This window comes from Labrys methylaminiphilus subsp. lupini (genome assembly GCF_051161885.1).
Lineage (GTDB): Bacteria > Pseudomonadota > Alphaproteobacteria > Rhizobiales > Labraceae > Labrys.
This window is the reverse complement of sequence record NZ_JBMDIH010000001.1, coordinates 83,165-107,269: the sequence shown is the minus strand read 5'-3', so window position 1 is coordinate 107,269 and position 24,105 is coordinate 83,165. Positions and strand designations below refer to the sequence as shown.

Sequence of the window (24,105 nt, the reverse complement as noted above, 5' to 3'; positions counted from 1 at the left end):
GCAGGCTTCCAGCCCATGAGCGCTAACTTTGGGTGGTGGCACCAGATTGGAGGGTCGATCTCCAGATCGACCATCTTGGAAATGTCGGCCAGATAGAGGACAAAGGTGGTCGATCTCGCTCCATCAATTGATGGAGCTGTGGAGATCGACCCTCCACGCTACCCGCGCCTCTGGCCGCAAAGTTGGCGCCTATGAGCTTCCAGCCTGCATCTTCGCCTGCCACAGGCATAGCGTTTCCACGACGCAGGCTGGAAGCCTGCGATTCCAGGGCTCACCCCGTCGCGAAGCGCGCTTCCAGCAAATCAAGCTCGCGCACCAATCTGCGGGCCACCTCATCCGAAAGACGCCGGGTCCGGGCGAACTGGAAGATCTGGTCGCGCTCGGCCCTGAGGCCCGCCAGGCGCAGCTGGCGCTCGATCTCGTCGATGCGGCGCGTCAGCTCGGCTTCCTCACCGGTCTGCAGCCGCCCGTCGATGCGCTGGCGATAGAGATCCATGATGCGCACGCTGGCATCGGCATAGAGATCGGCATCGCTGCGCCCCAGCCCCAATTCGTGCTGGGTCCGCTCGATCGCCTTGATCGCGGCTTCCGCCGCGGCGATGCGGGCCTGGTCCTCTTCCTCCTGATGCGAGGGCTCGGGCGGCAGCTCAAGGCCTTTGAGCAGGCGGGGAAGCCCCACGCTCGCAGCCACCAGGGACATCACGATCACCCCGGCCGCCAGGAAGATGGCAAGATCGCGCGCCGGGAAAGGCGAACCGTCGGTCAGTGTCAGGGGTAGCGTCAGCACGCCGGCCAGGGTGATGGCACCGCGCACGCCGGCCAACGAAGCGGCGGCGATCAGCCGCCAGCTCGGCAGTACCTCCACCTTGCCCTTGCGCGCGGCCCGGAACAGGGTGAAGCGCAGCGAGGTCCACACCCACAGGAAACGCAGGATCGCCAGCGACAGCGTGATAGCGAGGACATAGACGATCATCCAGATCGCGCCATGGCTTTCGGCCGCAGCGGCGACGATCTGCGGGATCTGCTCGCCTAGCAGCACGAAGATGATGCCGTTGGCAGCGAATTGTACCATGTCCCACACCGCGCCGCCGCGCATGCGGGCAGCGACCAGCGACTGGCCGAGGCGCTCGACATAGCTCATGGTCATGCCGGCGGCTACGGCAGCCAGGATGCCTGAGCAATGCAGTTCTTCGGCGAGGAGATAGGCGGCAAAGGGGATCAGCAGGCTGACCAGCACCTGCGAACCCGCCTCGTCGCCGAAGCGGCGGGCGACCCAGCGATTGGCGAGGGACGCCCCCCAGGTAACGGCGATGCCGATGGCGACGCCACCGCTCGCCACCCAGATGAAAGTGCCGAGCGCGCTGGTGAAGGAGAAGGTGCCGGTCAAGGCCGCGGCGACGGCAAAACGCATGCAAACGAGGCCGGAGGCGTCGTTCAGCAGCGATTCGCCTTCCAGCACATGCATCAGCCGCTTGGGCACGGGGACCCTGGCAGCGATGGCCGATACCGCGATGGGATCGGTCGGCGAAACGACGGCCGCAAGCGCAAAAGCCACCGCCAGCGGCATGGAAGGGATGATCCAGTGGATGAAGAAGCCGACACCGATCACGGTGAAGACCACCAGGCCCAAAGCGAGCTCTATGATCGTCCCCTTGTCGCGGAACAGGCCGTCCTTGGGGATGCGCCAGCCATCCAGGAACAGAAGCGGCGGCAGAAACAGGAGGAAGAAGACCTGCGGGTCGAGCTCGACCTTGAAGCTGGCGAAGGACGCGATGAGCGCGCCGAAACCGATCTGGACCAGCGGCAGCGGCAGGACGATCGGCAGCATCCTGGCCAGCACGCCGCTGAGAACGACCGCCAGCAACAAAAGTAGAATGACCGAGATCGTCTCCATGCCCACCTTATCCGCTCGTGACGCGGTCAAGCTAGGTAGCGGCTGTTAAGATATTGTTGACCAGTCCGAGTTTTCACCAGTTCTCCGGGGTGCGTCGGATCCAACATTCCCTCTGGCCGGTAACGACTCTCCTAAGGAATCCGGTACGGCCGAAGCCCGATCATCGGAATAGCTCCCAACAACAAGCGCAAGGCGTTCAATGGATTGGGAATAGCCGCAATTGTCCATTGCGCGACATGTTGGCTTAATTCTAGGTTGAACCGGACGGTGGGCCTGCAAAACATTTGGGCCGCCTTGCCTGCAAGGTGTCGTCGGGGGAAACGCAATGTCTTCTTACAAATCCATTGAGCAAAATCCAAAATATCAGGAACTCGTAAGGCACCGGCGAACGCTTGGCCTTACGCTTTCGGCCATCATGATGATCATCTATTTCGGCTTCATCCTGGTCGTCGCCTATCTGCCCGGCGTGCTGGGCCAGCATCTGGGTACTGGGGTGACCACGATCGGCATTCCGATCGGCCTGCTCGTCATCATCACCGCCTTCATCCTCACGGGCATCTATGTCCGCAAGGCCAATGCCGAATTCGACACGCTGACCCGTGAAATCGTCGAGGAGGCCCGCTGATGGCACGCCGCGCCCTTCTCCTCGCCGCCCCTATCCTCGCCCTGACTGTAAATCGGGCCTTCGCCGATGCGGTCTCGGGGCCCGTGCAGCAGCAGGCCACGAACTGGCACGCCATCATCATGTTCGGTCTGTTCGTGCTCCTTACCCTGGCTATCACCGCCTGGGCAGCCAGGCGGACCAAGTCGACCTCCCAGTTCTATACGGCGGGCGGCGGCATCACCGGTTTTCAGAACGGTCTTGCCATTGCAGGCGACTTCATGTCGGCCGCCTCCTTCCTCGGCATTTCCGGCCTGGTCTATCTTTCCGGCTATGACGGCCTGATCTATTCGATCGGCTGGTTGGTCGGCTGGCCGATCGTGACATTCCTGATCGCCGAACCCCTGCGCAATCTCGGCAAGTTCACCTTCGCCGACGTAGCGTCCTTCCGCTTCAAGCAGACGCCGATCCGCGTGCTGGCGACCTGCGGCACCCTGGTCACGGTCGCCTTCTACCTGATCGCGCAGATGGTCGGGGCCGGCAAGCTGATCCAGCTTCTGTTCGGCCTGCAATACAGCTACGCCGTCGTTATCGTCGGTGTCTTGATGATGCTCTATGTCACCTTCGGCGGCATGGTCGCCACCACCTGGGTGCAGCTCATCAAGGCCTGCCTGTTGCTCGGCGGCGCCACCTTCATGGCCCTGATGGTGCTCGCGACCTTCTCCTTCAGCCCCGAGGCCCTCTTCGCCAAGGCCGTCGAGGTCCATCCCAAGGGCCAAGCGATCATGCAGCCGGGCTCGCTGATCTCCAATCCGATCTCGGCCATTTCGCTCGGCCTCGCGCTGATGTTCGGCACGGCCGGCCTGCCGCATATCCTGATGCGCTTCTTCACCGTCGCGGACGCCAAGGCGGCCCGTAAATCGGTGTTCTACGCCACCGGCTTCATTGGCTATTTCTACATTCTCACCTTCATCATCGGCTTCGGCGCCATCACCCTGGTCTCGACCAATCCGGAGTTCCTGACCGATCCGGCCAAGGGCCTGGCCTCCATCCGCGGCGGCGAGAACATGGCGGCCGTGCATCTGGCTTCGGCCGTCGGCGGCAACATCTTCCTCGGCTTCATCGCCGCCGTCGCCTTCGCCACCATCCTGGCGGTGGTATCAGGCCTGACGCTCGCCGGCGCTTCCGCCATCAGCCACGACCTCTACGCCACGGTCATCAAGGGCGGCAAGGCCAAGGAGCAGGACGAGATCCGCGTCTCCAAGATCACCACCGTCGTGCTCGGCGTGGTCGCCATGGTGCTCGGCATCACCTTCGAGAACGTCAACGTCGCCTTCATGGTTGGCCTCGCCTTCGCCATCGCCGCCTCCTGCAACTTCCCGGTATTGCTGATGTCGATGATGTGGCGTGGCATGACCACGCGCGGCGCGGTCATCGGAGGCTATCTAGGCCTGATCTCCGCCCTCGTCGGCGTCATCCTCTCGCCCGGCGTGTGGGAAGCCGTGCTCGGCCACCCCAAGGGCTCGGCGCCGTTCCCCTATTCGAACCCGGCGCTGTTCTCGATGGTGCTCGCCTTTGCCGGGATCTGGCTGTTCTCCAAGCTCGACAACAGCCAGCGCGCCGCCCAGGACCGGGCCGGCTTCGACGATCAGTATGTCCGTTCGCAGACCGGTATCGGTGCCGCGTCGGCCAGCAAGCATTGAGGCAAGGGTGGCCCGGATGAGGTTCACCCCTCATCCGGCTGCCGCCACCTTCTCCGGCAGGGGGATGAGGGGGCTTCCTCAAGCCCGCAACCACCGTGTCACCTCAATCCAGCTTCAGACCATATTCGGCCGCGCTTTCGACCAGCACCTCGGCGAAAGCCTGGGCCAGGGTCGAGGGCGCAAAAAGATCATAGGCCGGCTCGTCGGACACCTGATGCAGCAGGACGGGAATCTGCGCCATCACGGTCCGTGCGACACGACCCGGCCCGAACACGCGTGGATGCAGGTCGATCCGGCATAGTTTCATGAGGGCGGTGCGGGCCTTGGCGCCCGACAGGCGCAGCACGCCGAAGGCGGAAGACAGATCCACTACCGAAGCGCTCTCGCCGAGCGCATGTTTGAGGCTGACGGCAAGGCTGCCCGGCCGGCCATACTTGTCTAGAACCAGCCAATCGCCGGGACCCGATGACAGCACCTTCAGGGCCCCCGAGACCGCCGACCGGCCCGGCTCGGGTAGATCGAGCCCGAATTCTGCCTGGAGCGCACGGCGCAGGGCCGCATCGCCGCCCCGCCGCAGCTTGATCTCGGCGATGTCGGGACTGCGCTCGGCCAGTTGCACCTCGGCGACGCGATCAGAGGGGCGATCCGGAATCAAAGCATGATGACCGGGCACGGAACGCGGCAGAGGCAGCGGCTCGACGGCTCCGACCGGCGAAGCGTCCTTCACCCTGAGATTATCCGGATCGATGAAATGCGGGGAGACGATGGTGACCTCGCAGGCTTCGCCGCGCACGGGATCGGCGGCATGAAGACTCTGGCCGATCCGCTCCTTGCCGCCGCGCAGCAGGGCAAGGCCGATGAACCCCTCCCCCTGCGTGGTCGGGCAGGCGGCGGTGAGGAAGCCCAGGCTCTCCTTGGTTTCGGCCGAGGCGGTGAGATGGGCACCGGCCCGCAGCTTGCGGCCGGGGTCGTCCACCTTCACGCCGACCAGGGTAAAGCGCCCGGCATCGGCCAGGCCAGGACGGCCTGCCAGGACACGGCCGACATAATCGCCCTTTTTCTTGAGCATGCGGCCAAGGCCGAGATCATCGGCCGTGGTCTGGCCGTTGAGTTCGCTGCCCGCCACATGCCCTTTCTCGATCCGCAGCAGATTGAGGGCATCCAGCCCATAGGGCTTGATGCCGAAGGGCTTGCCGGCGGCGAGGATCGCTTCCCATACCGGCTCGGCATGGCCCGATGGCACCGAAACCTCATAGGCGAGTTCGCCCGAGAAAGAGATGCGGAAGAGCCGGCCGGAAACCCCGGCGATCACGGTCTTGACGACAGCCATGAAGGGAAAGGCCTGGTCATCGAGATCCTGGCTGGCGATGCGGGCGAGCACCGCCCTTGCCTTCGGCCCGGCGACCGCGAAGGTCGCCCATTGATCGGCGACATTGGTGATCTGGACGTCGAGATCGGGCCACACCGCCTGATGGTGGAATTCGAGATGCTCCAGCACCGGCCCGGCATTGGCCGTGGTGGTGGTGACGAAATAATGGTCCTCGGCCAATCGCGACGTAGTGCCATCGTCGAAGACGATGCCGTCCTCGCGCAGCATCAGGCCGTAGCGGGCTCGTCCCACCGGCAGGGACAAAAAGCCATTGGCATAGATGCGATCGAGGAAGACGCCGGCATCGCGGCCCTGGACGTCGATCTTGCCGAGCGAGGAGGCATCGGTGACGCCGACGGCCTCGCGCACCGCCTTCGCTTCGGCCAGCACCGGCGCCCAGCTTGTATCGCGCGAGGGAGAATAGACCAGGGGCCGCAGCCATAGGCCCAACTTGACGAAGACGGCGCCATGCCGTGAATGCCAGTCATGCAGAGCGAGCCGGCGCTTGGGCCGAAAATGCTCGCCCGTCTCGGCGCCGGCAAGCGCACCGAAGGAGACCGGCGCGGCATAGGGCCGGAAGGTCGGCAGGCCCGTTTCGGCGATGCTCTCGCCCTTCTCGCCGGCGAGGATGGCACTCCCGACGAGGCCGCCCGTCTTGCCCTGGTCGGTGGCCATGCCGAGCGTGGTGTAGCGCTTGGCGTGCTCGATATGGCCATAGCCTTCGCGCACCGCGAGCCGCAGGTCATCGGCGGTGACGTCGTGCTGCAGGTCGACGAAGGCCTTTCCGAGGAAGGCCTTGCTGGAGCCGCGCGAAGTCTTGACCTCCCAGAAGGGTTGGGGCGGCGTGCCCTCGCCCTCCGTCCCTGCGGCATCGCCGACGAGCTCGATCCGCTCATTGCCCCTGGTGCAGAAAGACACGGCCTTTTCGTCCCATTCGAACGGCAACCGGGCCTGGCCGGCCAGCTGCAGCCGGGGATCATGGCCGCCCGAGACGCAGAGCAGATCGGCCAGCAGCATTTGCGGCCGCAGCCTTGCCGCGATCGAGGTGATGGTCAGGACATGGAGGGGAGTGCCTTCGGTGGCGGAGACCTGCGACCCGAACCAGACGGGGATGCCCGATCGCTCCGCCTCGCGGCCGGCCGCCGAATCAGCCCTGACATCGATGATACCGGCAATCTCGACGCCGGCTTGCGCAAGCTGCCTCACCGCCTCATAGGCGCGATCATTGTTGACGAAGAAGGCCGCCCGCCGGCCCGGCGCCACGCCGAAACGCGCGGCGAAGGTCGCGGCCGCCGAAGCCAGCATCACCCCGGGCCGGTCATTGCCGGGAAAGGCGATCAGGCGTTCCTGTGCGCCGGTGGCGAGCACGATCCTGCCCGGACGGATGATCCATTGGCGCTGGCGCACCTCGTTTGCCTTCGGCGTGGCGCGATGATCGGCCACCCGCTCGACGGCGCCGACCACCAGCCCGTCATAGAGGCCATAGGCACCGGTGCGGTTGAGCAGCGTCACCTCGGGAAGCGCCGCAAGTTCGGCGAGCTTGTCCGTCAGGCCATCGCGCATCGCCGGATCGAGCAGCGCCGAGCCGCCGAAGGCGAAGTCCTGTTCCAGCACGATCACGCGTTTGCCGGCCCGCCCCGCCGCCAGGGCGCTGTCGAGCCCTGATGGGCCGGAGCCGACGACCAGCAGATCGCAATGGGCATGCATGGTGTCGTAGCTGTCGGGATCCGGCTCCCGCGCCGCCCGCCCCAGCCCCGCCGCCCGGCGGATCAGCGGTTCATACACCTTCTCCCACCAGGCTGGCGGCCACATGAAGGTCTTGTAGTAGAAGCCCGCCGGCAGAAAGGGCGAAAGCCAGCCATTCACCGCGCCGAGGTCGAAACCGAGCGAAGGCCAGCGGTTCTGGCTCACCGCCTCCAGTCCCTCGAAGAGTTCGATCGTGGTCGCTGGAATGTTGGGTTCGCGCCGCGCGCCTTTGCGCAGTTCCACCAGGGCCGAGGGCTCCTCGGGCCCCGCCGTGAAGATGCCGCGCGGCCGGTGATATTTGAACGAGCGCCCGACGATGCGCACGCCATTGGCCAGGAGCGCCGAGGCGAGCGTATCGCCGCGATAGCCGTGCAGGATCTTGCCGTCGAAGCGGAAGGACAGCGGCTTGCCGCGATCGACCTGCCCGCCCTCGGCGAGGCGATGGGGACCGCTCATGCCGAACGCTCCGGCAGGGCGATCTCGTCATGTCTGCTAACCACGGTCTGGATCTCGTGGCTGACCGTATCGCGCAGCACCTTCAGCACCTGCCGGCAGCCATGCACATGCTGCCACCATTCCAGATGCCAACCTGCCGGATTGGCGCGCTCATAGACATAGTCGTAATAGGCTTGCGCCTCGGCCTCTTCGCCCGGCCGCCGCACCGAGGCATCGCCCCGATAACGGAATTCGACCTCGTCGCGCAGGCCGCAATGGGGACAGGCAATTCTCAGCATGATGGGCGAGCCTCGACGGTCAGGACGCTTCGCAAATCCGCTGGACCGAGAGGGCTGTCATCCCCGGCGCCACCGCAGGTGGCGGGAAGGGGATCCAAGGGCTGACGAGCACGATCCATGGCCCCTTCCCCTCGCTCTGCTCGGCCGGGGATGACAATTGCGGTCATTGCGATGCTTCTCATCTCAATGCATCCAGGCATAGGGGCCGATGCCCCGTTCGTCGATCACCCGCCCCTCCCGGAAGCGTTCCAGGCCGAAATGGGCGATCAGCGGGTGTGGCGTGCCGGTCGCCACCAGATGCGCCGTGGTGAAACCGCCGGCGGGGATCGCCTTGAAGCCGCCATAGCACCAGCCGCCATTAAGGTAGAGATTGCGCACCGGCGTCGTCGAGATGATCGGATTGCCGTCGGCGGTCATGTCCATCGCCCCGCCCCATTGGCGCAGCACGCGCAGGCGCCCGAGGGCCGGCATCAGCGTGAGGCCAGCCGCCAGCACATCCTCCACCATCGGCAGGCTGCCCCGCCTGGCATAGGAGTTGTAGCCATCGAGCGCCCCGCCGAAGACGAGGCCGCCCTTGTCCGACTGGCTGACATAGAAATGGCCGGCGCCATAGGTGACGACGCAGTCGATCAGCGGCTTGACCGCCTCGGAAACGAAGGCCTGCAGCACATGGGTCTCCAGCGGCAGGCGGAAGCCGGCCATGGCAGCCAGCAGCGAGGAATGCCCGGCCACCGCGAACAGCACCTTGCCGGCGCGGATGCTGCCGAGGCTGGTTTCAACACCGGTGATCGCCTCGCCTTCACGCGTGAGGCCGGTGACCTCGCACTTCTCGACGATATCGACGCCGCGCCGGTCGGCGGCACGGGCATAGCCCCAGGCGACCGCATCGTGGCGCACGGTGCCGCCGCGCTTTTGCAGGAAGCCACCGAGCACGGGAAAGCGACCGTTGTCGACATCGACCAGCGGCACCAGGCGTTTGATGCCGTCCTTGTCGAGCAGTTCGGTATCGACGCCTTCCAGCAGCATCTGGTTGGCACGGCGGGCCAGCAGGTCGCGCTGGCCGTCCGCATGCACGAGGTTGAGGGCGCCACGCTGCGAGACCATGGCATTGTAGTTGAGCTCAGCCTCGAGCCCTTCCCACAATTTGAGCGAAAAGTCGTAGAAGCGGATGTTCTCGGGCGAGAAATAATTAGAGCGGATGATGGTGGTGTTGCGCCCGACATTGCCGAGCCCGATGCCGCCGCGCTCCAGCACCGCGACATTGGCGATGCCGTGATTCTTGGCGAGATAATAGGCGGTGGCAAGGCCATGCCCGCCGCCGCCGACGATGACCACGTCATAGGCCGGTTTGGGTGCCGCCTTGCGCCAGGCCGGGCCCCAGCCGCGATGTCCGCGCAACGCCTCCAGAGCGAGACGAAATCCCGAATAGGCGGAAGAGGTGACGGACATGGGCTCCGCTGTAATGCCGCGAGGGCGCCTGCCCGACGCAGGCGCCCCCCGACTTAAGCACCTCGCTTGCCGCTGGCAATCGAAACACCGACGCAGGCCTCGATTTTGTTGGCGGAACCCCGGCGCCGGGGAGACCCGGACAGATCATCCCGCCGTGATCCCGCGCAGCACCGCTGCCGCAACTTTCTCCCAATTTTTCCGCCGTTCCGGTCTTGCCCCGCGCGGCGCATATCTATATGAAGCGCCCGACCAGCTGCGGAGAGGTGGCAGAGTGGTTGAATGCACCGCACTCGAAATGCGGCATGGGGGCAACTCCATCGGGGGTTCAAATCCCTCCCTCTCCGCCATTTATCCCTGAAATCATTATCGTTTTTGGCACGAAGGTGGCGATCTCTGAGATGCGTCTTGCCAATTAAGTGCACTGTCACCGTAATACCTCCGTAATACCTCCCTCAAGAAGATGCTTCGTCGTACCCTGACACGGCGGGAACAGAAGGAGCAGGATAGCGACCTAGGCGTCAGGCAAAAGTTCGCGACCGCACATGGATGCATCGTGTACGATTCCCGTCCCGGTCCTGCCGGCGTCGATACCTCGGGACCATACAAGGTTTGCCATATGCCGCCCTGCTGCCTGTGGGCACCTCAGGTCTACAAGGAGTACAAGGGGTACTCGGTTAGGAAAGTGGAATGTGCCCAGGTTATAATGGATTGATGGGCCGCAAAGCGGACAAACAGGATCTTTTCACCACATGCCCACGTATTTTCCTATATCGGCGGTCCCAGCCATCCAGGCGAGCGCAAGTGATTTGCTTCAATTAGCCTGGCGACTTGGCAAAAGGGGAAACGGAGATGGTATTGTTGCAGATTTCATTATTCCGAATGATGAAAAGTCTGCGCTGAGAGCTGCCTTTGATAACACGATTATGTTGCGAGTTCTGGACGAAATGTACCTCAGCACAGAAGAGGACGAGGAAAAAGAAGGCTTGATACCAGAGCATTTTGCTTATCGGGTCGAGAATGCAAAATTCTGGCGGGATCAATCTGCGGTCCTAAAGGTGGGACCCGAACTAGCAACCCACTACAGACTCGTCACTGGCTGGACCTGTCTTGACGTACTCGCTTTCGATCAACCTCGTTTCTCCGTGATTCCGCGCCCAGAAGGATACAGCAGTGGATGGCGTGACGATTAGATTGGCCGGGCTCGCCTACGCTTCAATGGCCCTGTAGACGCTCCCTCTGCCGATCCCCAGGACCTTCGCAATCTCCGTAGGGGTCTTGCCCTCGGCATGCATCTTGCGAACCTCATCCGCCTTGGCCCTCGCGGTGGGCTTCCTGCCCTTGTAGACCCCCTCAGCCTTGGCCTTGGCGATGCCCTCACGCTGCCGCTCAAGCATCATCTCTCGCTCGAACTGTGCGAACCCTGCGAAGATATTCAGGATGAGCCGCCCAGTGGCGCTCTTGGTATCCACCGTCTCACCCCCGAGGTTGAGCACCCGCAGCGCCACGCCCTTGGCGTCAAGCTCCTTCACGATGTCCCAGAGACCCACCGTGGAGCGGGCCAAACGGTCCACCTTCGTAACCACCAGCGTGTCGCCTTCACGGGCAAATGCCACGGCGTGCCCTAGTTGCTCCCTCGTGGCCATGGAGGAGACCCGCTCCGAAAAGACGCGCCCACAGCCAATGGCGCTGAGGTCTCGCACTTGGGCTTCAAGCCCGGCTTCCTGTTCGACGGTCGATGTCCTGGCGTATCCGATAAGCATAGTGGTCCCCGAGCCCGTTCAATCTACAAAATGTCCAATAGGGTTATGACCGTATGAGTCATTGCGTCCAAAATGTCAATGCCCATCCTATTGGACGCCTTTCACCATGAAAGCGGACACGTCCAGATGGGCAGGGTCCAATGGACACGCCATCTCCCAGCGGCGTGCATTGACAAGCCAAGCGCAAGTGAAAGGATGCAACGCTGTATCGATGTTGATCGCTGGAAGGTGTGTGATGGCGAGCTACGAATTTGAACTAGCTCCGCCCCCGGAAACGGGTCGTGACCGGGAGTTATGGCTGATGCACGCGGCTGGGCTTATCCTATTCGAGGATGTAGGAAAGTATGCGCGGGGCGAGATTGCCCCCGGCCTCGATCCGGTTGCACGCGAAGCCGCCGAAAAGGCAATCAATGACGCACTCTATGGGCTGATGATGGTCATAGATGGCGTTTCTGGCCGTTTGACGAATGATGAGCATCAAGTGACGCTGGGCTTCAGCGCAAAACTAGAGCCGGCTTCCCATGCTGCGCCAAGCGAACCCGTGGTCCTGGATCTGTTCAATTCCGATGGCATGTGCATAGGTTTCCACGATTGGCGCGAAGGCAATTTCGGCCAAGACCCTGTGATCCGAACCAACAGCGACAAACTTTAGACGCCTGCCGATGCTGCGAAAGGACTCCTAGAGGAACTGAAGCGGCATGGCAGTGGCAGATGATGAGCCGATGACGGAACCCGCAGCGGCTTCTAAGAGGCGCAGAACGTCTACGCGCTTCACTTTTGAAGAGGTCCTGGCGCATATACAACACCATCATCCTCTCTGCCCTGAGGCAACCAAGGCAACGATTGCACGCAAGGTCGCCTCACGTCCGTGGTGGACGAAGACCACGTTGGGGCGTGCCGTGGGCATGACCATCCACAGCTATGTCCGTCACAAGATGACCGACTATGACAGCCTCTACCAAATTAATGGCATAACGCGGGAAGAGGCACATGCCGCTATTCTACCGGAGGTGAACACCATCGTCGGCTCATGGCAGGAAGCTCCCGACAATGGGAGCTATGACAGCCTGGAGGGACGGCGGGTCTGCCTTACAAGCGAGAGCGGGGAGTTAATCACGGCAAGAGTTCGCAGGGTTCCCCGCGTGCTCTAGTCAACCCGATACGGGCTCGTTTGGGCCGTGCTATGGTGACGCTGCGCTGATATGAGGAATTTACCGTGTTCAATTGGTCGGTAGAGCGCTTTGCGGCTCTTGTCGTGGCATGCGTGGTAGGCGGATGGCTTGGCGCGGCGTTCGCCTATAGCCAAAGATCAGACTCGAACGAAGGCTTTTGGCGGTGGCTCAACACCCCGCACCTGTCGAGTAGGGGACTGCCTGAACAAGTTGTGTGGACCATTGTGGGGTCCTTGGTGGTGGGCGGCACCGTGTTGGTTTGGGGGAAAGCGGGGCAAAAGAGATAGATAGAAGTTTCAAAGCGGGCGCGATACCGTCCGCGTGCTTGATCTTCCGGGCGCGTGCGTGGCATCGCGAGGGGGGGCATGGGGGGATTGCGCGACTATTCTAGTCGAGGCCCTGTCTCAGGTTTTTGGCCTAAATTATTCCGCCCTTATTTCTCTTTGCCGCGCTCCATGCGGACCATTGCCAAGCTCATTTCGGCCAACGCTCCCATTACGAAACTGAACAATATCATATACACTGCCCTGTCGATTTTTCGTCCTGTAGGTTCATGGACGATACCCGGGGCGGGCGACCATACCTCCGTCGCTAGCAAGAGCCCATGGGTCAACTGAAGACCCCCGAACACCAAGGCTAGGATGGCGACTATACGACACGTCTTTAGGAAGAACATTTCCACTCCAACGGGATAGCAGGGGCATATTCGCACACGCCGCCATGCCTACTACCACGGAATTGGCGCTAGTGAAGTATCCGAGGCTGTCGAAAGGGGCGGCAGGAGGGAATGCACGGGCCGGGCGGCCTAGCCCTGCTTGATTTAGGGTGTTCTCCCGGTAGACGTTGGTACGTGACGGTGGTACAAATCACTATGCTGAGCACAGCCTAAGGCACTGAAATATAAAGATTTATGAGCGCAGAAGGGCCAGTCCCTCCCTCTCCGCCATTTACTCCTGAAATTATTGTCGTTTTCGGCCTGATGGTAACTAGTCGTACCATTGGTCCCGTTTTCGCGTAGCTCACCCCGTTTGAGACGGCGCCGTCATTTGCGGAAGAGACAGGCGCCCCGCTGCCAGCTTACAACCGGCTGCGCAACTCTGCCAAATCGGCGACAAACCAGATGTCCTGACCGCGATTGGCTTCCCAGACGAAATCGCGCAGGGCATCGCTCCCGGCGATCCAAGCTGAGATGTCGCCGATCACGGCGAGGCGCATGCGATAATTGACGAATTTCTGCGCCACGGCGCCGGCGAGCCGCGTGCGCAGGCGGAAGAAGTTGTCGCCAAGCCGCGTGACCGGAATGGCAACCAGCCCCGCCTCGTGTTCCCAGGCCTTGCTGAGAAAATCGTTTATATCGGCTTCGCTGGCGAGCTTCTCACCGTCTGCAGCACAGACGAGCACCCGGACGCCGCCGATCTCCTCGACGCTGTCGTTCATGGTCGTTCTCCCGGTGGCCCGCCTCAGACGATCTCGTAGATGTGATACTGATCGCCCGTCGCCTGCGGAAACGCCCGGCGCCGGAAGGCGGGCGGCAGCTTGCCGTCCACCAGGGCAATATCGACATTGGAGATATAGAAGCCTCCCTGCGCCATCAAACCGGGCAGATAGGCGATGATATCGGCCACGATCGGCACGGCGCCCTGCCGGTCCTTGAGGCCGAGGTCGGAATGGGCCAGCGCGGCCTTGCGCGGCAAGCGCTGTCCAGCCGTGCGGATGGTATCGCCGATATCGCCGAGGAAGAGCAATTCATCCGCCGGGCGCACGAAGACATTGGGGCTCACGCGCTTTTCGAAGGCATAGATATCCCGATCGGGAAAGTTCTGGCGCAAATGGTCATAGGTCCGGCCATGGCCGAGGCCGAATTCGAGCACCGGCCCCTCGATCCCCCGGATGAGCTCGACGGCGAGGTCGAGGCAGTTGCGCTGGGCCGTCATGCGATTGATGAAATTATCGAGATAACTCATTATCCATTTCACATCATTGCAGAAATCCCGGCCGGCCGTTCTCGGCTGCCGTCCCGGCGGGCGCCGGAAGCCGGCTCCCGGACGCTGTGTCCGGGCCGGATATACCGGCCGTCATAAGCCACCGGCCCGGAGCGATGCAAGCGATCCGGCGGCCTCCCGCGACACGGAGCGGCCTGACAGAAGCAGCGTGCCGGAGTCTCTCAATGTCCGTCAAATTTGCCGGTGTGCGCGAACACAACGTAGCGGCTAAGTTGATTCTGCGAACGGCGCGGCACTCTCCGAACAGATCCCCTCCCTGCCGTGTCGTTCGTGTCTTTCCAGCTCGTCTCTCTCTCGTCTAACCTCCCAGCCCGCGCAAGCGGGCTTTTTCTTTTCCTGCCTGCATTGACCAGACAAATCGGCTGCACTGATTTCCGTTCGGTTACTCTCTGGAATAGGGAATGGCGATCTCCGCCCGTTCCAGCAGCCACTCCCAGTGCCCGCGGGCATAGCCGCGCGAGACGTCGGCAAGGAGCTTGGCCATCTCGCCCTCGATCGCCGCGATCTCGGCCATGGCGTGGCTGTTGGCGACCAGCAAGACGCGCACCGCCGCACGCGCATCGCCGTCACAATCGGCGATGACGCGCTCCACGCTCGCTTCCAGATCTTCCGGCAAAGCCTGTTCGGATTTGCTGGCTTGCGAGGTCATTGACGGTTCTCCTTGTTCAGAGGACTGGAATCGGCAGATATCTCGCCCCACCGGGACGGCGCATGAGCCCTGCCCCGATGACGGGACGGACGGTTCGCCTCGGCCCTGATCGGCACGAACGCAGGGCAAAGCGCGTTCATGCGAGAACGTTTTTGCTCCAACGCCTTGTTTCGACATGCCGTTGCGATTCATCCGCTTCGGCAAATCGCAAAATGCTTTCGGATTCGAGACCGGAAAATTAGGCGAGCCGGCTGCGGCTGTCGAGCATTTTGTTCATGTTATGTTCTGATATAGACGACACCGACACGAGCCTGCTCCCGATCGCCCACAGCCAGGCAAGACGCCTGAAAAAATCTGCACGAATCATGGAACCAAATCCCGGCCCACCGGTTGAGTGTGCAGTCGGATGCCTTGAGACCGTTCCTGGCATTCGAGCGGGCCCGCCCGCATGACTTCGAGCTGTTGACGCACTCGTAGTTTCCTCGGGCTTTTTGGCCCGACCCAACGACCCAACTGCCGGGTGCCCCCGCATCCGGCTTTTTCTTTGCCCGACCGCTACGGCACAAGATCCGATTTCGGAAGCGGATCCAGTGCCGTGGATCTTTGTTGTCGCATCGTTTTTGCCGAAAACCGGAGTCCACTTTTCGGCACGATGCTGCTGCAGCCTCAATTGCGCAGCACCGCGCAACTGCCGCCGACTCGGTGCAGCTTGTCGCAGAGCAGGCTCGCCTCGCGCAGGCTGCGGGCTGGCAGGCGGACACGATAGAAGGCCCGCCGGCCGCGCCCGGCCATGCGCGTGCCGACAATCAATGTCTCCCGGCCCGCCAGGACGGCCGAGAAGCGCTTCACCGCCCGCTCATAAGAGGCGATGGCGATCGCCTTGGAGAAATTTCCGGACAGCTGCACGCCGAAGGGCGCATAGGGGCCCTCGATCAGGCGCGGCACCTCCCGGCGCACGGTGGTGACGACGGCGAGGCAATCGACCGGCTTGGCGGCGGGCTCCTCCCCGGCCTTGAGCCCGTCGTTCGAAACCCAGTCGTCAACGCTGCGATGGGTGATGAAATAGACATAGGCACGTGTTTCCGAGGGCAGATAGCGCCCGCCCGCCAGCCAGTCCGAGAGGCGCTTGGGCCCGGCATTATAGGCCGCCAGCGCCAGCCCCCAATTGCCGAACTGCGTCTTGAGCGCGCTGAGATAGGCGGCCGAAGCCGGAATCGCCTTTTCGGGATCGAAGGGATCGTCGAGTTGCCATTCGGCCGCCGTGCCAGGCATGAACTGGGCGATACCCTGCGCGCCGGCACTGGAGATGACGTGGGGACGAAAACTGCTCTCGCGCCAGATCAGCCGGGTGAAGAGTTCGGGCGGAATACCCTTGTCCTTGGCCGTGGTCTCGATCAGGCGGCAGATCGCCTCGTCCAGGCTCTCCTGGCGCGCCTCGGCTCGGCCCACCATGGCCATGCCGGCGAAGGCGGCAAGAAGCAGCATCGTCGTCAAGCAGATTACTCTCGATCGTGGCCCCGGCCCGATCGAGAGTAATCTGCAAGACATCAAATATTTGCAGAATTTTCCGGCGGGGTCCATGGACGGAGCCCGTCGGAAAACTCTGCTTGGGAACAGCCGAAGGTTCACAAACAAGGCCCCGCCACTGCCAGCGCGGCCTTCTCTATCGCCATAGCCGAGCTCCTCGGCAAGTGCTTCTTGGCGTCCTGCTGCTTCTTGACCTCCTGCTTCCTGGCTACGACGGGCCAGCCTTTGGGCAATGACCCATGACGCCGCGGCCGCCTTGCCAGGATCGCGTGGACTGGTGCAAACAGGGCACCCCGCCACTTGGAAATTCCATCATGACGAGATGTCATTGGGCCGTAGTCGCTCTCGCCTGGTTCGCGGCCTCCACCGGCACGGCCCTGGCCGCCTCCGAATTCGATCCCACGCCGCTATTGCCTGTTTCGATCGAGGAGGCCGACCGCTCCCGTCTGATGAATTTCGAGCAGACGCGCCGCAGCGCCATCGATGCGGTGCTCGGCTCCAATGCCCGCCACACCGCCGACGGCATCGCCCTGGAGGAGATCCTCGCCGGCGATCCCAGGCCGATCGCCAATACGCGCGAACTCGTCGGCAATTGGCGCTGCCGCAGCGCCCAGCTCGACGACGGCTCGAAGGCCAATGACGGCAAGGGCAGCATCTATGCCTATCCCTATTTCAAATGCGCCATCAGCGAGCGCGGCGGCAAGCTCTTCTTCGCCAAGGTGAACGGCTCCCAGCGCGTCAGCGGCTTTCTCTACCGCGTCAGCAACACCCGCTTCGTCTTCCTCGGCGGCAATGCCAATGGCGACGATCCGCCGGTCGCCTATGGCGCATCGCCCAAATCCGACGCGGTGGCCTATCTGTTCAAGGCCGGCCCGCGCAAGCTGCGCCTGGAACTGCCGCAAACCTGCTGCAGCACGCTCGAGATCCTCGAACTGGTGCGCTGAGCCTGCCGGCTCTCGGGGGGCTGGTCTTCAGACCAGCCTGAAGCGCGGCGCCTGCCAGGGATGAAGATGCCGGGTCTGAAGTGCCAGAGCGATGCAACCCCTCATCCGCCTTTCTCCGGTTTGTTCGGAAGACCTTGAAAGGGATCTGAAGACCCGTCCCCCGGATTCATGCCGTCGGCGGCAAGGAAGCACGAAACATCTATCCCGCCCGCGTGAAGGCAGCCCGGTCCAGGGACAGAAGATCGCCGATGCGCTCGATGGTGACGTCGGGCTTGGGATCGACGGTGTTCATATCCGCTTCCAGGGCGTAATGGCCCTGCCGCACGAAGATGGTGGTGAGCTTGTCGCCCATCACCGCCTTCATCTTGGCGAGCAGGCGGGGCTTGTCGTCGACCATGGCGTAATGCTCGGCCGGATAATGGCGCTGCACGGAGTCAAGCATCTGCTCCTTGTGCAGATAGATCATCACCCGCCCTTCCACCGCGTCCCACAGGCCGGCGCGCTGCACCTTGCGCGGCTGGAACACGATGTCGCCATCCGAAAGCACGGCGGGAGCGCTGAAGCTCTTGAGATGGGCGATCGCTTCCAGCGCCTTCGGGAAGACGCGCTCGGCGAAGGGATATTCCAGGAGAAACTTCGACATCTGGAGCAGGTCGGGGTCGTCGTCCAGCCCGGCGCGGAAGAGCTGGAGCGCGGCGAGGTAATCGGCATAGCCGTATTCGTCGCGGATCTTGCCGTAGATCGTCCAGTAGCGCGCGCGCTGGTCCGCTCCGAAGGCTTCCTCGATATGGTCGCCGAGGTCCTCGCCGAAGCGGTCATTGTCGAGCAGCGTGTTGTCGACGTCGAGAAGGACGACGAGCTTGCGGTCAGGGGACACGGCGAACTCCTATGATGTTACGCGAAAGTGGGGACAGGGCGCGGACAGGGCCGCGCTACAGTACAGGATCCGATATCGGAATCGGATTCCGTACTGTAAGATTTTGTTGTCGCATCGTTTTTTCCGAAAACCGGCATCCACTTTTCGACACGATGCTCTAGCGCCCCATCCGGTTCCAGGCGTCGAGGCCGGCGATCTTGTAGGCCTCGGCGAGGGTGGGATAGTTGAAGGTGTTCTCGATGAAATAGTCGATCGTGCCTTTGAGGTTAAGTACGGCCTGGCCGATATGGATCAGTTCGGTCGCGCCCTCGCCCAAGATGTGCACGCCGAGCAGGCGGCGCGTCTTGGTCGAGAAGATCATCTTCATGATGCCGCTGTCGAGCCCCATGATGTGGCCGCGCGAGGTCTCACGCAGCCGGGCGATGCCGACTTCGTAGGGAATGCCCTTCTGGCGCACTTCCTCCTCGGTCAGGCCCGTGGTGGAGATCTCCGGCACCGAATAGATGCCATAGGGGAAATATTCGGGTGGCGGCGGAGGTTCGAGGCCGAAGGCATGGCAGGCGGCCACCCGCCCCTGCTCCATCGAGGTGGAGGCGAGGCTGGGAAAGCCGATGACGTCGCCGGCCGCGTAGATATGCGCCACCTCGGTCTGCAGGGTCGCCGGATTGACGCCGATGCGGCCGCGATGATCGGTCTTGAGGCCGGCGGCGTCGAGGTTCAGCCTGTCCGTATTGCCGACGCGCCCGGCGGCGAACATCAGCATCTCCGATGACACCTTGCGGCCATCGCCCAGCTTGGTGACGACGCGGCTCTCCTCGCGCTCGATCGAGACCACCGGGGAACCCAGGCGCAGCGAGACGTTGCGGTCCCGCAATTCATGCATGAACTCCTCGATCAGCTCCTTGTCGATGAAATCGAGGAAGCTCGAGCGCGGCTCGATCAGCGTGACGGCGACGTCGAGAGCACTGAAGATGGTGGCATATTCGACGCCGATCACGCCCGCACCGATCACGGTGAGGCTGCGCGGCAGCCGGGGCAGCTCGATGATCTCGTCGCTGTCGAAGACATTGTCGGAATTGAACGGCACATAGTCGGGGCGGAAGGGCTGCGTGCCGCAGGCGATCAGGATGTAATTGGCCGTCACCGTGCTGCGCGTGCCGGTCTCCGTGGTGATCTCGATTTCGTGCGGGCCGAGAAAGCGTGCTTCGCCGCGGGCCGTGCGCACGGTGTTGCGGCTGAACTGATGCTCCAGCACCTCGACCTCGTGGTCGAGCGTCTTCTGGAGGCGGACCATCAGGTCGGTGGCGCCGATATCCTGCTTGACCCGGTAGGCCCGGCCGTAGAAGCCACGCTCGCGCCAACCCGACAGGTTCAGCACCGTCTCACGCAGCGTCTTGGAGGGAATCGTCCCGGTGTGCACCGACACGCCACCCACGCGCCGGCCCTTCTCCACCACCAGGACCGACTTGCCGAGCTTGGCCGATTGCACGGCGGCGCGACGGCCGGACGGGCCCGAACCGATGACGAGCATGTCATAATCATACATGGAGGGAAGTCTCTAGGCCGTTGGAACAAGGTGTCGAAAAGGCGGGAAGTGCCGGGAGCATGGTCATGCTGCATGACAGCATGAATGCACATAGGGCTGCCACCTGCCAAGAGACAAGAAAAAATGCCGCGACGACGTCGAACCATCTGCCATGCAGCCGGCGGAATGAAGCGTTGTTTGCCTTCTCCGCGAAGCGGGGGAAGACAGGTCGCGCGCCTATCCCGGCGCCCGGCCCGACAGCACATCCTCCACCGCCGTCGACCAACTGCCATCCGTGTGCTTGGCCCAATAGGCCTCGAGCAGCGCCCGGGTGACCGGCCCCATGCGGCCCTCGCCGACGGCGGCGCCATTGATCCGCGTCACCGGCATGATGCCGCCGGCCGTCGAGGTAATGAAGACCTCGTCGGCAGCCCGCGCCTCGGCCGCCGTCACGACCCGCTCCTCCGGGGGAAAGCCGAGTTCGGCGGCGAGTTCGATCGCGCTCTGGCGCGTCACGCCACGCAGCACGCCGCGATCGGGTGTGGCGATCCGGCCCTGGCGCACGGTGAAGATGTTGAAGCCCGGCCCCTCGGCAAGATTGCCGTCGGCATCGGTCAGCACGGCGCTCTGCGCGCCGCGATCATAGGCATCGTAGAGGCCCATGACGAAATCCAGCCAGTGATAGTTCTTGACGGTGGGGTCGACCGAATCCGGCGGGATGCGGCGAATGTCGGACAGCACGATCGAAAGCCCGGTCTCGCGCTGTTCGGGCTTGAGGATCCAGCCGAACGGAATGGCAAAGCAGATCAGTTGGTTATGGGCCTCCCTGGGGTCGCGCGAGAAGGTCGGCGAGATGCCGCGCGTCAGCACCATCTCGACATAGGCATCCTGGAGCCCGGAGCGGGAGACGCATTCGGCGAGGATCTGAGCCAGCTTTTCGGGCGAGACCGGCAGCGTGAGGCGCAGCCTGTCGGCCGAGCGCAGGAACCGCTCGATATGGGTGTCGAGGCGGAAGAAGCGGCCCTTCCAGACATGTACGACGTCATAGGTCGCGTCCGAACGCAGGAAGCCCCAGTCGAGCACCGAGATCTTGGCTTCCGACATCGGCACGAAGCCGCCATCGATATAGGCTGTTCCGGCAGGATAGTTCATGCGGCCCCACTCTTGCCCCACGACCCTTGATCGGAATCGGGCATGCGCGATCTGCGCCCGGTAATGAAAATAATTCAAGACCGATGTCGCCCTCCGGCGGGCTCATTCGTCGTCACGATAGGAGGCCGAAGAAATTCGCCCAGCAAGGAAATGGATACGATGACGATCACCATCACGGCGTTTGAACGATCACCCGATGGCGGCAAGGGACTCGCGCGCGATACGCGCGTTCGCTGGGCGCTCGAAGAAGTGGGCCAGCCTTATGAGGTTCGCCTGGTTTCCTTCGCGCAGATGAAGACGCCTGACCATCTGGCCATCCACCCCTTCGGCCAGATCCCCACTTATGAGGACGGTTCTCTGTCGCTGTTCGAGACCGGCTCGATCGTCTTTCACCTCGCCGAGCGGCATGCGGGCCTGCTGCCTGGGGATCGCGATGCCCGAGCGCGGGCGATCACCTGGATGTTTGCCGCACTCAACACCGTCGAGCCGCCGATCCTCGACCTGACGACAGCACGGATCTTCGAAGCCGACAAGCCCTGGAGCGAGGAGCGTCTGCCCTTGGTAAAGGACCGCGTTCGGGCCCGGCTCGACCAGCTCTCCGCCCGGCTGGGCAACGCCGACTGGCTCGATGGGGCGTTCAGCGCAGGCGATTTATTGATGGTATCCGTGCTGCTGCGACTGAGAATGTCGGGCCTTCTGGACGAATATCAAAACCTGGCCGCCTATGTCGCCCGCGGGGAAGTTCGGCCCGCTTATGTCAGGGCCTTTGCCGCGCAATTTGCGATCAACGCCCCGTCAGCCCGTTGAAACATGAGCTCGCAAAGCCGAGCCGACAGCACAGACTACGCTCTAGTTTGGCCCCAGCGCATGGCCGCGAATGCGATAGCCGAGTGTGAGCGGCATTCCCGGCTCGATCGTGATCGCCGTGCGCACGCCGGACTGGGCGATGGGATTGTCCGAGGCGCCAATTACCGATCCGAAATCGAAGGCCGAGGCCACCGGTTCGACACCGACGCACAGGTGCCGCCCGTTCCAGGGCGGGAATTTGCGCCCGCGATTGCTCATCCACAAGAGGCAGGACGGCAGCTTCGTCGTGTCCCAGGAAAGATCCCAGGCAACCCGGTCGTGCTCGTCGACGAGATGGACGCCGCCTTCGATGCCGCAGAGTTGCATTATGTCCTCGCGGTCGTCGGCGAAGGGTAGCCTGTCGAAACACTCGCTCCCGCCTGACTTGACCGCGACATCGGCAAGCGTCGTGAACCTCCTGTCCGGCTCGGCCCGGGCTGCCGCTTCGGCAACGGGATGGCTGAGGCCGAAACGATAGGGACCGGGCTCGATGCGAAAGGATCCTGGTTTTCCACGCAGGGCGAAGTTGGGATGAAAGCCGAACGGCCTGACGCAACGGTGCCGGGCCCGGATCTCGACGGAAACATCCAGTCCCGCCTGCCCGTCGATCGGGCGGATCGTGCGTGTGGTCCTCTCGATGGGCGAGTCGCTGGGATAATCGAGGCCGAGGGTGATCGCATCTTGCGTGCGCGACACCAGGCTCCATTCGGCGGCAGCGCTGTGGCCATGCAGCAGGTGATCACTCGGGCCGAGCGGATGGCCGCTGTCCGGCAACGAAGCATCCACCAGCCCCCGCCAGACGCCGATCAGGGGATCGTCGCTGCTGTAGAGCCTCCCGAAGGGCAGGCAGGGCCAGTCGCCCCGGAGGTTCTCCAGGCCCGGCTCGACTTTTTCGCCGGCCGTGATCCAGGGCGCCTCGTGGAAGGGTTCGACGAAGCGGCCGTCCTCCAAGCGAAAGCGCGTGCGGCCCAGGGCGGCAGCGCCGGCATGTACCGTCACCTGGCCATGCGACCAGTCGAGCGACCAGGTTTGCGGCATGTAGATTTCCTGATTTCCGGCGGGGCGAGTATCCGGGCGGCAAGATTGGTCGCCGCCCGGAACTCGTGCTCAGAACTTGAATTCCTCGACATTGGCCGGCGTGACGATCTTGGCGGGGCCGAGCACCACCTCACCCTTTTCGCCCACCGTATAGTCGCCAAGCCGCCCGGCCTTGAACTTGTCGCCCTGCTTGCCGGTGATCTTGCACTGCGCCAGTTGCTGGGCACCGTAATAGGTCAGATAGCCGAGATCCTTGACGTTCCACCAGATGTCCTGGACGGAGCCGTTCTGGATGTATTTCTTGATTAGGGTGGCCGGCGCCAGGCCCGTGAGCTTGACCTTGCCGAGGCTGCCAGCCTGGTCGAGGGCGCGCGCCGCGGCCGGCAGGCCGATGCCGGCGGGGATGATGATGCCCTTGAGGTTCGGGAAGGCTTGGACGAGCGCCAGGGCCTGCTGCTGGTTGACCTGCTCGCTCTCCTGGCCATAGGCGATCTGCACCAACTTCATCTTGGCGAATTTTGGCTCCTTCATCTTGTTCTTGATGAAGTCGATCCAGGCATTCTGGTTGGTGGCCGTCGGCGTGGAGGAGAGGATGGCGAAATCCCCCTCATAACCGATCATCTGCCCCATGCTCTCCAGCATCATCTCGGCCAGGCTGTCGCCCTTGGCCTGGTTGAAGAACAGCGAGCGGGCGGCTTCCGAGACGTCCGAATCGTAGGAGACGATCCTGACGCCCTGCTTGGCGGCGCGCTTGAGGGCCGGCGCCACAGCATTGGCGTCATTGCCGGAGATGGCGATGACGTCGACCTTCTGGGACACCAGATTGTTGATGAACTCGATCTGGGCTTCGGCGGTCGCCTGGGAAGGCGCCTGCTGGATCACCTTGCCGCCGATCTCCTTTTGGGCCTCCTCCGCCCCGGTCTTGGCGACCTGGAAATAGGGATCGGTGTCGAGCTTGGGCAGGAAGCCGACGGTCACGGGCTCCTTGGCGCATTTCTCGGCCGCGAAGGCCGGCGCCGCCAGAGCGCCCAGCATGATGGCCGTGGTCAGGATCAGGTGTGTTCTCATCGCTTTTTTCATGGCTCGTCTCCTCCTTCACGCCTTTCTTCAGGTCGT

At 63.1% G+C, this 24,105-nt stretch carries 21 protein-coding genes and 1 tRNA gene; 8 read left to right on the top strand and 14 right to left on the bottom strand.

What is annotated here, in order from left to right:
* Positions 1–271: 271 nt before the first annotated feature.
* Positions 272–1,894 carry a Na+/H+ antiporter gene (locus ACN6KF_RS00500; RefSeq protein ID WP_434954944.1) on the bottom strand — a complete coding sequence of 541 codons (1,623 nt, stop codon included), beginning with the start codon at positions 1,892–1,894 and terminating at the stop codon, positions 272–274.
* Positions 1,895–2,219: 325 nt separating this feature from the next.
* Between ACN6KF_RS00500 and ACN6KF_RS00495 the strand changes: the two genes are divergently transcribed.
* Complete coding sequence (locus tag ACN6KF_RS00495; RefSeq protein ID WP_434954943.1) at positions 2,220–2,519, top strand: DUF485 domain-containing protein; 300 nt, start codon at positions 2,220–2,222, stop codon at positions 2,517–2,519.
* A complete protein-coding gene (locus ACN6KF_RS00490) occupies positions 2,519–4,198 on the top strand; it encodes a cation acetate symporter (protein ID WP_434954942.1) in 1,680 nt (559 codons plus the stop codon). Before ACN6KF_RS00495 ends, ACN6KF_RS00490 begins: the two co-directional genes overlap by 1 nt.
* A gap of 103 nt (positions 4,199–4,301) precedes the next feature.
* Here the strand turns inward: ACN6KF_RS00490 and ACN6KF_RS00485 are convergent, their stop codons facing one another.
* From ACN6KF_RS00485 to ACN6KF_RS00475, 3 genes are all read right to left on the bottom strand, one after another.
* Positions 4,302–7,769, bottom strand: a complete 3,468-nt coding sequence (locus tag ACN6KF_RS00485; protein WP_434954941.1) for a 2Fe-2S iron-sulfur cluster-binding protein — start codon at positions 7,767–7,769, stop codon at positions 4,302–4,304.
* The gene (locus ACN6KF_RS00480; protein ID WP_434954940.1) at positions 7,766–8,047 is read right to left on the bottom strand and encodes a sarcosine oxidase subunit delta; all 282 of its coding nucleotides are present in this window, start codon (positions 8,045–8,047) and stop codon (positions 7,766–7,768) included. The genes ACN6KF_RS00485 and ACN6KF_RS00480 overlap by 4 nt, the downstream gene beginning before the upstream one ends.
* A 183-nt stretch (positions 8,048–8,230) precedes the next feature.
* Positions 8,231–9,496 carry a sarcosine oxidase subunit beta family protein gene (locus tag ACN6KF_RS00475; RefSeq protein WP_434954939.1) on the bottom strand — a complete coding sequence of 422 codons (1,266 nt, stop codon included), beginning with the start codon at positions 9,494–9,496 and terminating at the stop codon, positions 8,231–8,233.
* Positions 9,497–9,753: 257 nt separating this feature from the next.
* On the opposite strand from ACN6KF_RS00475, the gene ACN6KF_RS00470 reads away from it, so the two are divergent.
* Positions 9,754–9,843 (top strand) — tRNA-Ser (locus tag ACN6KF_RS00470).
* A 402-nt stretch (positions 9,844–10,245) separates the two neighbouring features.
* Positions 10,246–10,686 (top strand): hypothetical protein, encoded by a 441-nt coding sequence (locus ACN6KF_RS00465; RefSeq protein WP_434954938.1) that lies wholly within the window; start codon positions 10,246–10,248, stop codon positions 10,684–10,686.
* 15 nt (positions 10,687–10,701) lie between these two features.
* Here ACN6KF_RS00465 and ACN6KF_RS00460 read toward each other — a convergent pair whose 3' ends face one another.
* On the bottom strand, positions 10,702–11,256 hold the full coding sequence (locus ACN6KF_RS00460) for a recombinase family protein (protein WP_434954937.1): 555 nt from the start codon (positions 11,254–11,256) through the stop codon (positions 10,702–10,704).
* A gap of 235 nt (positions 11,257–11,491) precedes the next feature.
* On the opposite strand from ACN6KF_RS00460, the gene ACN6KF_RS00455 reads away from it, so the two are divergent.
* Positions 11,492–11,908 carry a hypothetical protein gene (locus ACN6KF_RS00455; protein ID WP_434954936.1) on the top strand — a complete coding sequence of 139 codons (417 nt, stop codon included), beginning with the start codon at positions 11,492–11,494 and terminating at the stop codon, positions 11,906–11,908.
* Positions 11,909–11,954: 46 nt separating this feature from the next.
* Entirely contained in the window at positions 11,955–12,407 is a 453-nt protein-coding gene (locus ACN6KF_RS00450; protein ID WP_434954935.1) for a DUF2293 domain-containing protein, read from the top strand.
* Positions 12,408–13,505: 1,098 nt separating this feature from the next.
* Here the strand turns inward: ACN6KF_RS00450 and ACN6KF_RS00445 are convergent.
* The 4 genes from ACN6KF_RS00445 to ACN6KF_RS00430 all read right to left on the bottom strand — a co-directional run bounded on the left by ACN6KF_RS00445 (position 13,506) and on the right by ACN6KF_RS00430 (position 16,565).
* Positions 13,506–13,865, bottom strand: a complete 360-nt coding sequence (locus ACN6KF_RS00445; RefSeq protein WP_434954934.1) for a DUF4180 domain-containing protein — start codon at positions 13,863–13,865, stop codon at positions 13,506–13,508.
* Positions 13,866–13,888: 23 nt separating this feature from the next.
* The gene (locus tag ACN6KF_RS00440) at positions 13,889–14,392 is read right to left on the bottom strand and encodes a class I SAM-dependent methyltransferase (RefSeq protein WP_434954933.1); all 504 of its coding nucleotides are present in this window, start codon (positions 14,390–14,392) and stop codon (positions 13,889–13,891) included.
* A 421-nt stretch (positions 14,393–14,813) separates the two neighbouring features.
* On the bottom strand, positions 14,814–15,080 hold the full coding sequence (locus ACN6KF_RS00435) for a hypothetical protein (protein WP_434954932.1): 267 nt from the start codon (positions 15,078–15,080) through the stop codon (positions 14,814–14,816).
* A 666-nt stretch (positions 15,081–15,746) separates the two neighbouring features.
* On the bottom strand, positions 15,747–16,565 hold the full coding sequence (locus ACN6KF_RS00430; RefSeq protein WP_434959580.1) for a lytic transglycosylase domain-containing protein: 819 nt from the start codon (positions 16,563–16,565) through the stop codon (positions 15,747–15,749).
* A gap of 356 nt (positions 16,566–16,921) precedes the next feature.
* On the opposite strand from ACN6KF_RS00430, the gene ACN6KF_RS00425 reads away from it, so the two are divergent.
* Complete coding sequence (locus ACN6KF_RS00425; protein ID WP_434954931.1) at positions 16,922–17,551, top strand: DUF4893 domain-containing protein; 630 nt, start codon at positions 16,922–16,924, stop codon at positions 17,549–17,551.
* 199 nt (positions 17,552–17,750) lie between these two features.
* On the opposite strand, the gene ACN6KF_RS00420 is transcribed toward ACN6KF_RS00425, so the two are convergent.
* The 3 genes from ACN6KF_RS00420 to ACN6KF_RS00410 all read right to left on the bottom strand — a co-directional run bounded on the left by ACN6KF_RS00420 (position 17,751) and on the right by ACN6KF_RS00410 (position 21,105).
* The gene (locus ACN6KF_RS00420; RefSeq protein ID WP_434954930.1) at positions 17,751–18,428 is read right to left on the bottom strand and encodes an HAD family hydrolase; all 678 of its coding nucleotides are present in this window, start codon (positions 18,426–18,428) and stop codon (positions 17,751–17,753) included.
* Positions 18,429–18,585: 157 nt separating this feature from the next.
* Entirely contained in the window at positions 18,586–19,974 is a 1,389-nt protein-coding gene (sthA, locus tag ACN6KF_RS00415; RefSeq protein WP_434954929.1) for a Si-specific NAD(P)(+) transhydrogenase, read from the bottom strand.
* Between the two features lie 216 nt (positions 19,975–20,190).
* The gene (locus ACN6KF_RS00410; protein ID WP_434954928.1) at positions 20,191–21,105 is read right to left on the bottom strand and encodes an aminotransferase class IV; all 915 of its coding nucleotides are present in this window, start codon (positions 21,103–21,105) and stop codon (positions 20,191–20,193) included.
* 159 nt (positions 21,106–21,264) lie between these two features.
* Here ACN6KF_RS00410 and ACN6KF_RS00405 point away from each other — a divergent pair, with 159 nt between their 5' ends.
* A complete protein-coding gene (locus ACN6KF_RS00405) occupies positions 21,265–21,912 on the top strand; it encodes a glutathione S-transferase family protein (RefSeq protein ID WP_434959579.1) in 648 nt (215 codons plus the stop codon).
* Positions 21,913–21,954: 42 nt separating this feature from the next.
* Here the strand turns inward: ACN6KF_RS00405 and ACN6KF_RS00400 are convergent, their stop codons facing one another.
* Complete coding sequence (locus tag ACN6KF_RS00400) at positions 21,955–22,989, bottom strand: aldose epimerase family protein (RefSeq protein ID WP_434954927.1); 1,035 nt, start codon at positions 22,987–22,989, stop codon at positions 21,955–21,957.
* A 69-nt stretch (positions 22,990–23,058) separates the two neighbouring features.
* Positions 23,059–24,069, bottom strand: coding sequence for a rhamnose ABC transporter substrate-binding protein (locus tag ACN6KF_RS00395; protein WP_434954926.1), 1,011 nt, complete (start codon positions 24,067–24,069; stop codon positions 23,059–23,061).
* Between the last annotated feature and the right edge of the window lie 36 nt (positions 24,070–24,105).

Bases quoted from the DNA above. Each gene is read 5' to 3' on its own strand.
- ACN6KF_RS00400 (WP_434954927.1), bottom strand. From the start codon at position 22,989: ATGCCGCAAACCTGGTCGCTCGACTGGTCGCATGGCCAGGTGACGGTA.
- ACN6KF_RS00425 (WP_434954931.1), top strand. From the start codon at position 16,922: ATGACGAGATGTCATTGGGCCGTAGTCGCTCTCGCCTGGTTCGCGGCC.
- ACN6KF_RS00455 (WP_434954936.1), top strand. From the start codon at position 11,492: ATGGCGAGCTACGAATTTGAACTAGCTCCGCCCCCGGAAACGGGTCGT.
- ACN6KF_RS00405 (WP_434959579.1), top strand. From the start codon at position 21,265: ATGACGATCACCATCACGGCGTTTGAACGATCACCCGATGGCGGCAAG.
- ACN6KF_RS00430 (WP_434959580.1), bottom strand. From the start codon at position 16,565: ATGCTGCTTCTTGCCGCCTTCGCCGGCATGGCCATGGTGGGCCGAGCC.
- ACN6KF_RS00465 (WP_434954938.1), top strand. From the start codon at position 10,246: ATGCCCACGTATTTTCCTATATCGGCGGTCCCAGCCATCCAGGCGAGC.
- ACN6KF_RS00495 (WP_434954943.1), top strand. From the start codon at position 2,220: ATGTCTTCTTACAAATCCATTGAGCAAAATCCAAAATATCAGGAACTC.
- ACN6KF_RS00450 (WP_434954935.1), top strand. From the start codon at position 11,955: ATGGCAGTGGCAGATGATGAGCCGATGACGGAACCCGCAGCGGCTTCT.
- ACN6KF_RS00395 (WP_434954926.1), bottom strand. From the start codon at position 24,069: ATGAAAAAAGCGATGAGAACACACCTGATCCTGACCACGGCCATCATG.
- ACN6KF_RS00440 (WP_434954933.1), bottom strand. From the start codon at position 14,392: ATGAGTTATCTCGATAATTTCATCAATCGCATGACGGCCCAGCGCAAC.
- ACN6KF_RS00485 (WP_434954941.1), bottom strand. From the start codon at position 7,769: ATGAGCGGTCCCCATCGCCTCGCCGAGGGCGGGCAGGTCGATCGCGGC.
- sthA (WP_434954929.1), bottom strand. From the start codon at position 19,974: ATGTATGATTATGACATGCTCGTCATCGGTTCGGGCCCGTCCGGCCGT.
- ACN6KF_RS00410 (WP_434954928.1), bottom strand. From the start codon at position 21,105: ATGAACTATCCTGCCGGAACAGCCTATATCGATGGCGGCTTCGTGCCG.
- ACN6KF_RS00435 (WP_434954932.1), bottom strand. From the start codon at position 15,080: ATGACCTCGCAAGCCAGCAAATCCGAACAGGCTTTGCCGGAAGATCTG.
- ACN6KF_RS00460 (WP_434954937.1), bottom strand. From the start codon at position 11,256: ATGCTTATCGGATACGCCAGGACATCGACCGTCGAACAGGAAGCCGGG.
- ACN6KF_RS00445 (WP_434954934.1), bottom strand. From the start codon at position 13,865: ATGAACGACAGCGTCGAGGAGATCGGCGGCGTCCGGGTGCTCGTCTGT.
- ACN6KF_RS00475 (WP_434954939.1), bottom strand. From the start codon at position 9,496: ATGTCCGTCACCTCTTCCGCCTATTCGGGATTTCGTCTCGCTCTGGAG.
- ACN6KF_RS00500 (WP_434954944.1), bottom strand. From the start codon at position 1,894: ATGGAGACGATCTCGGTCATTCTACTTTTGTTGCTGGCGGTCGTTCTC.
- ACN6KF_RS00490 (WP_434954942.1), top strand. From the start codon at position 2,519: ATGGCACGCCGCGCCCTTCTCCTCGCCGCCCCTATCCTCGCCCTGACT.
- ACN6KF_RS00480 (WP_434954940.1), bottom strand. From the start codon at position 8,047: ATGCTGAGAATTGCCTGTCCCCATTGCGGCCTGCGCGACGAGGTCGAA.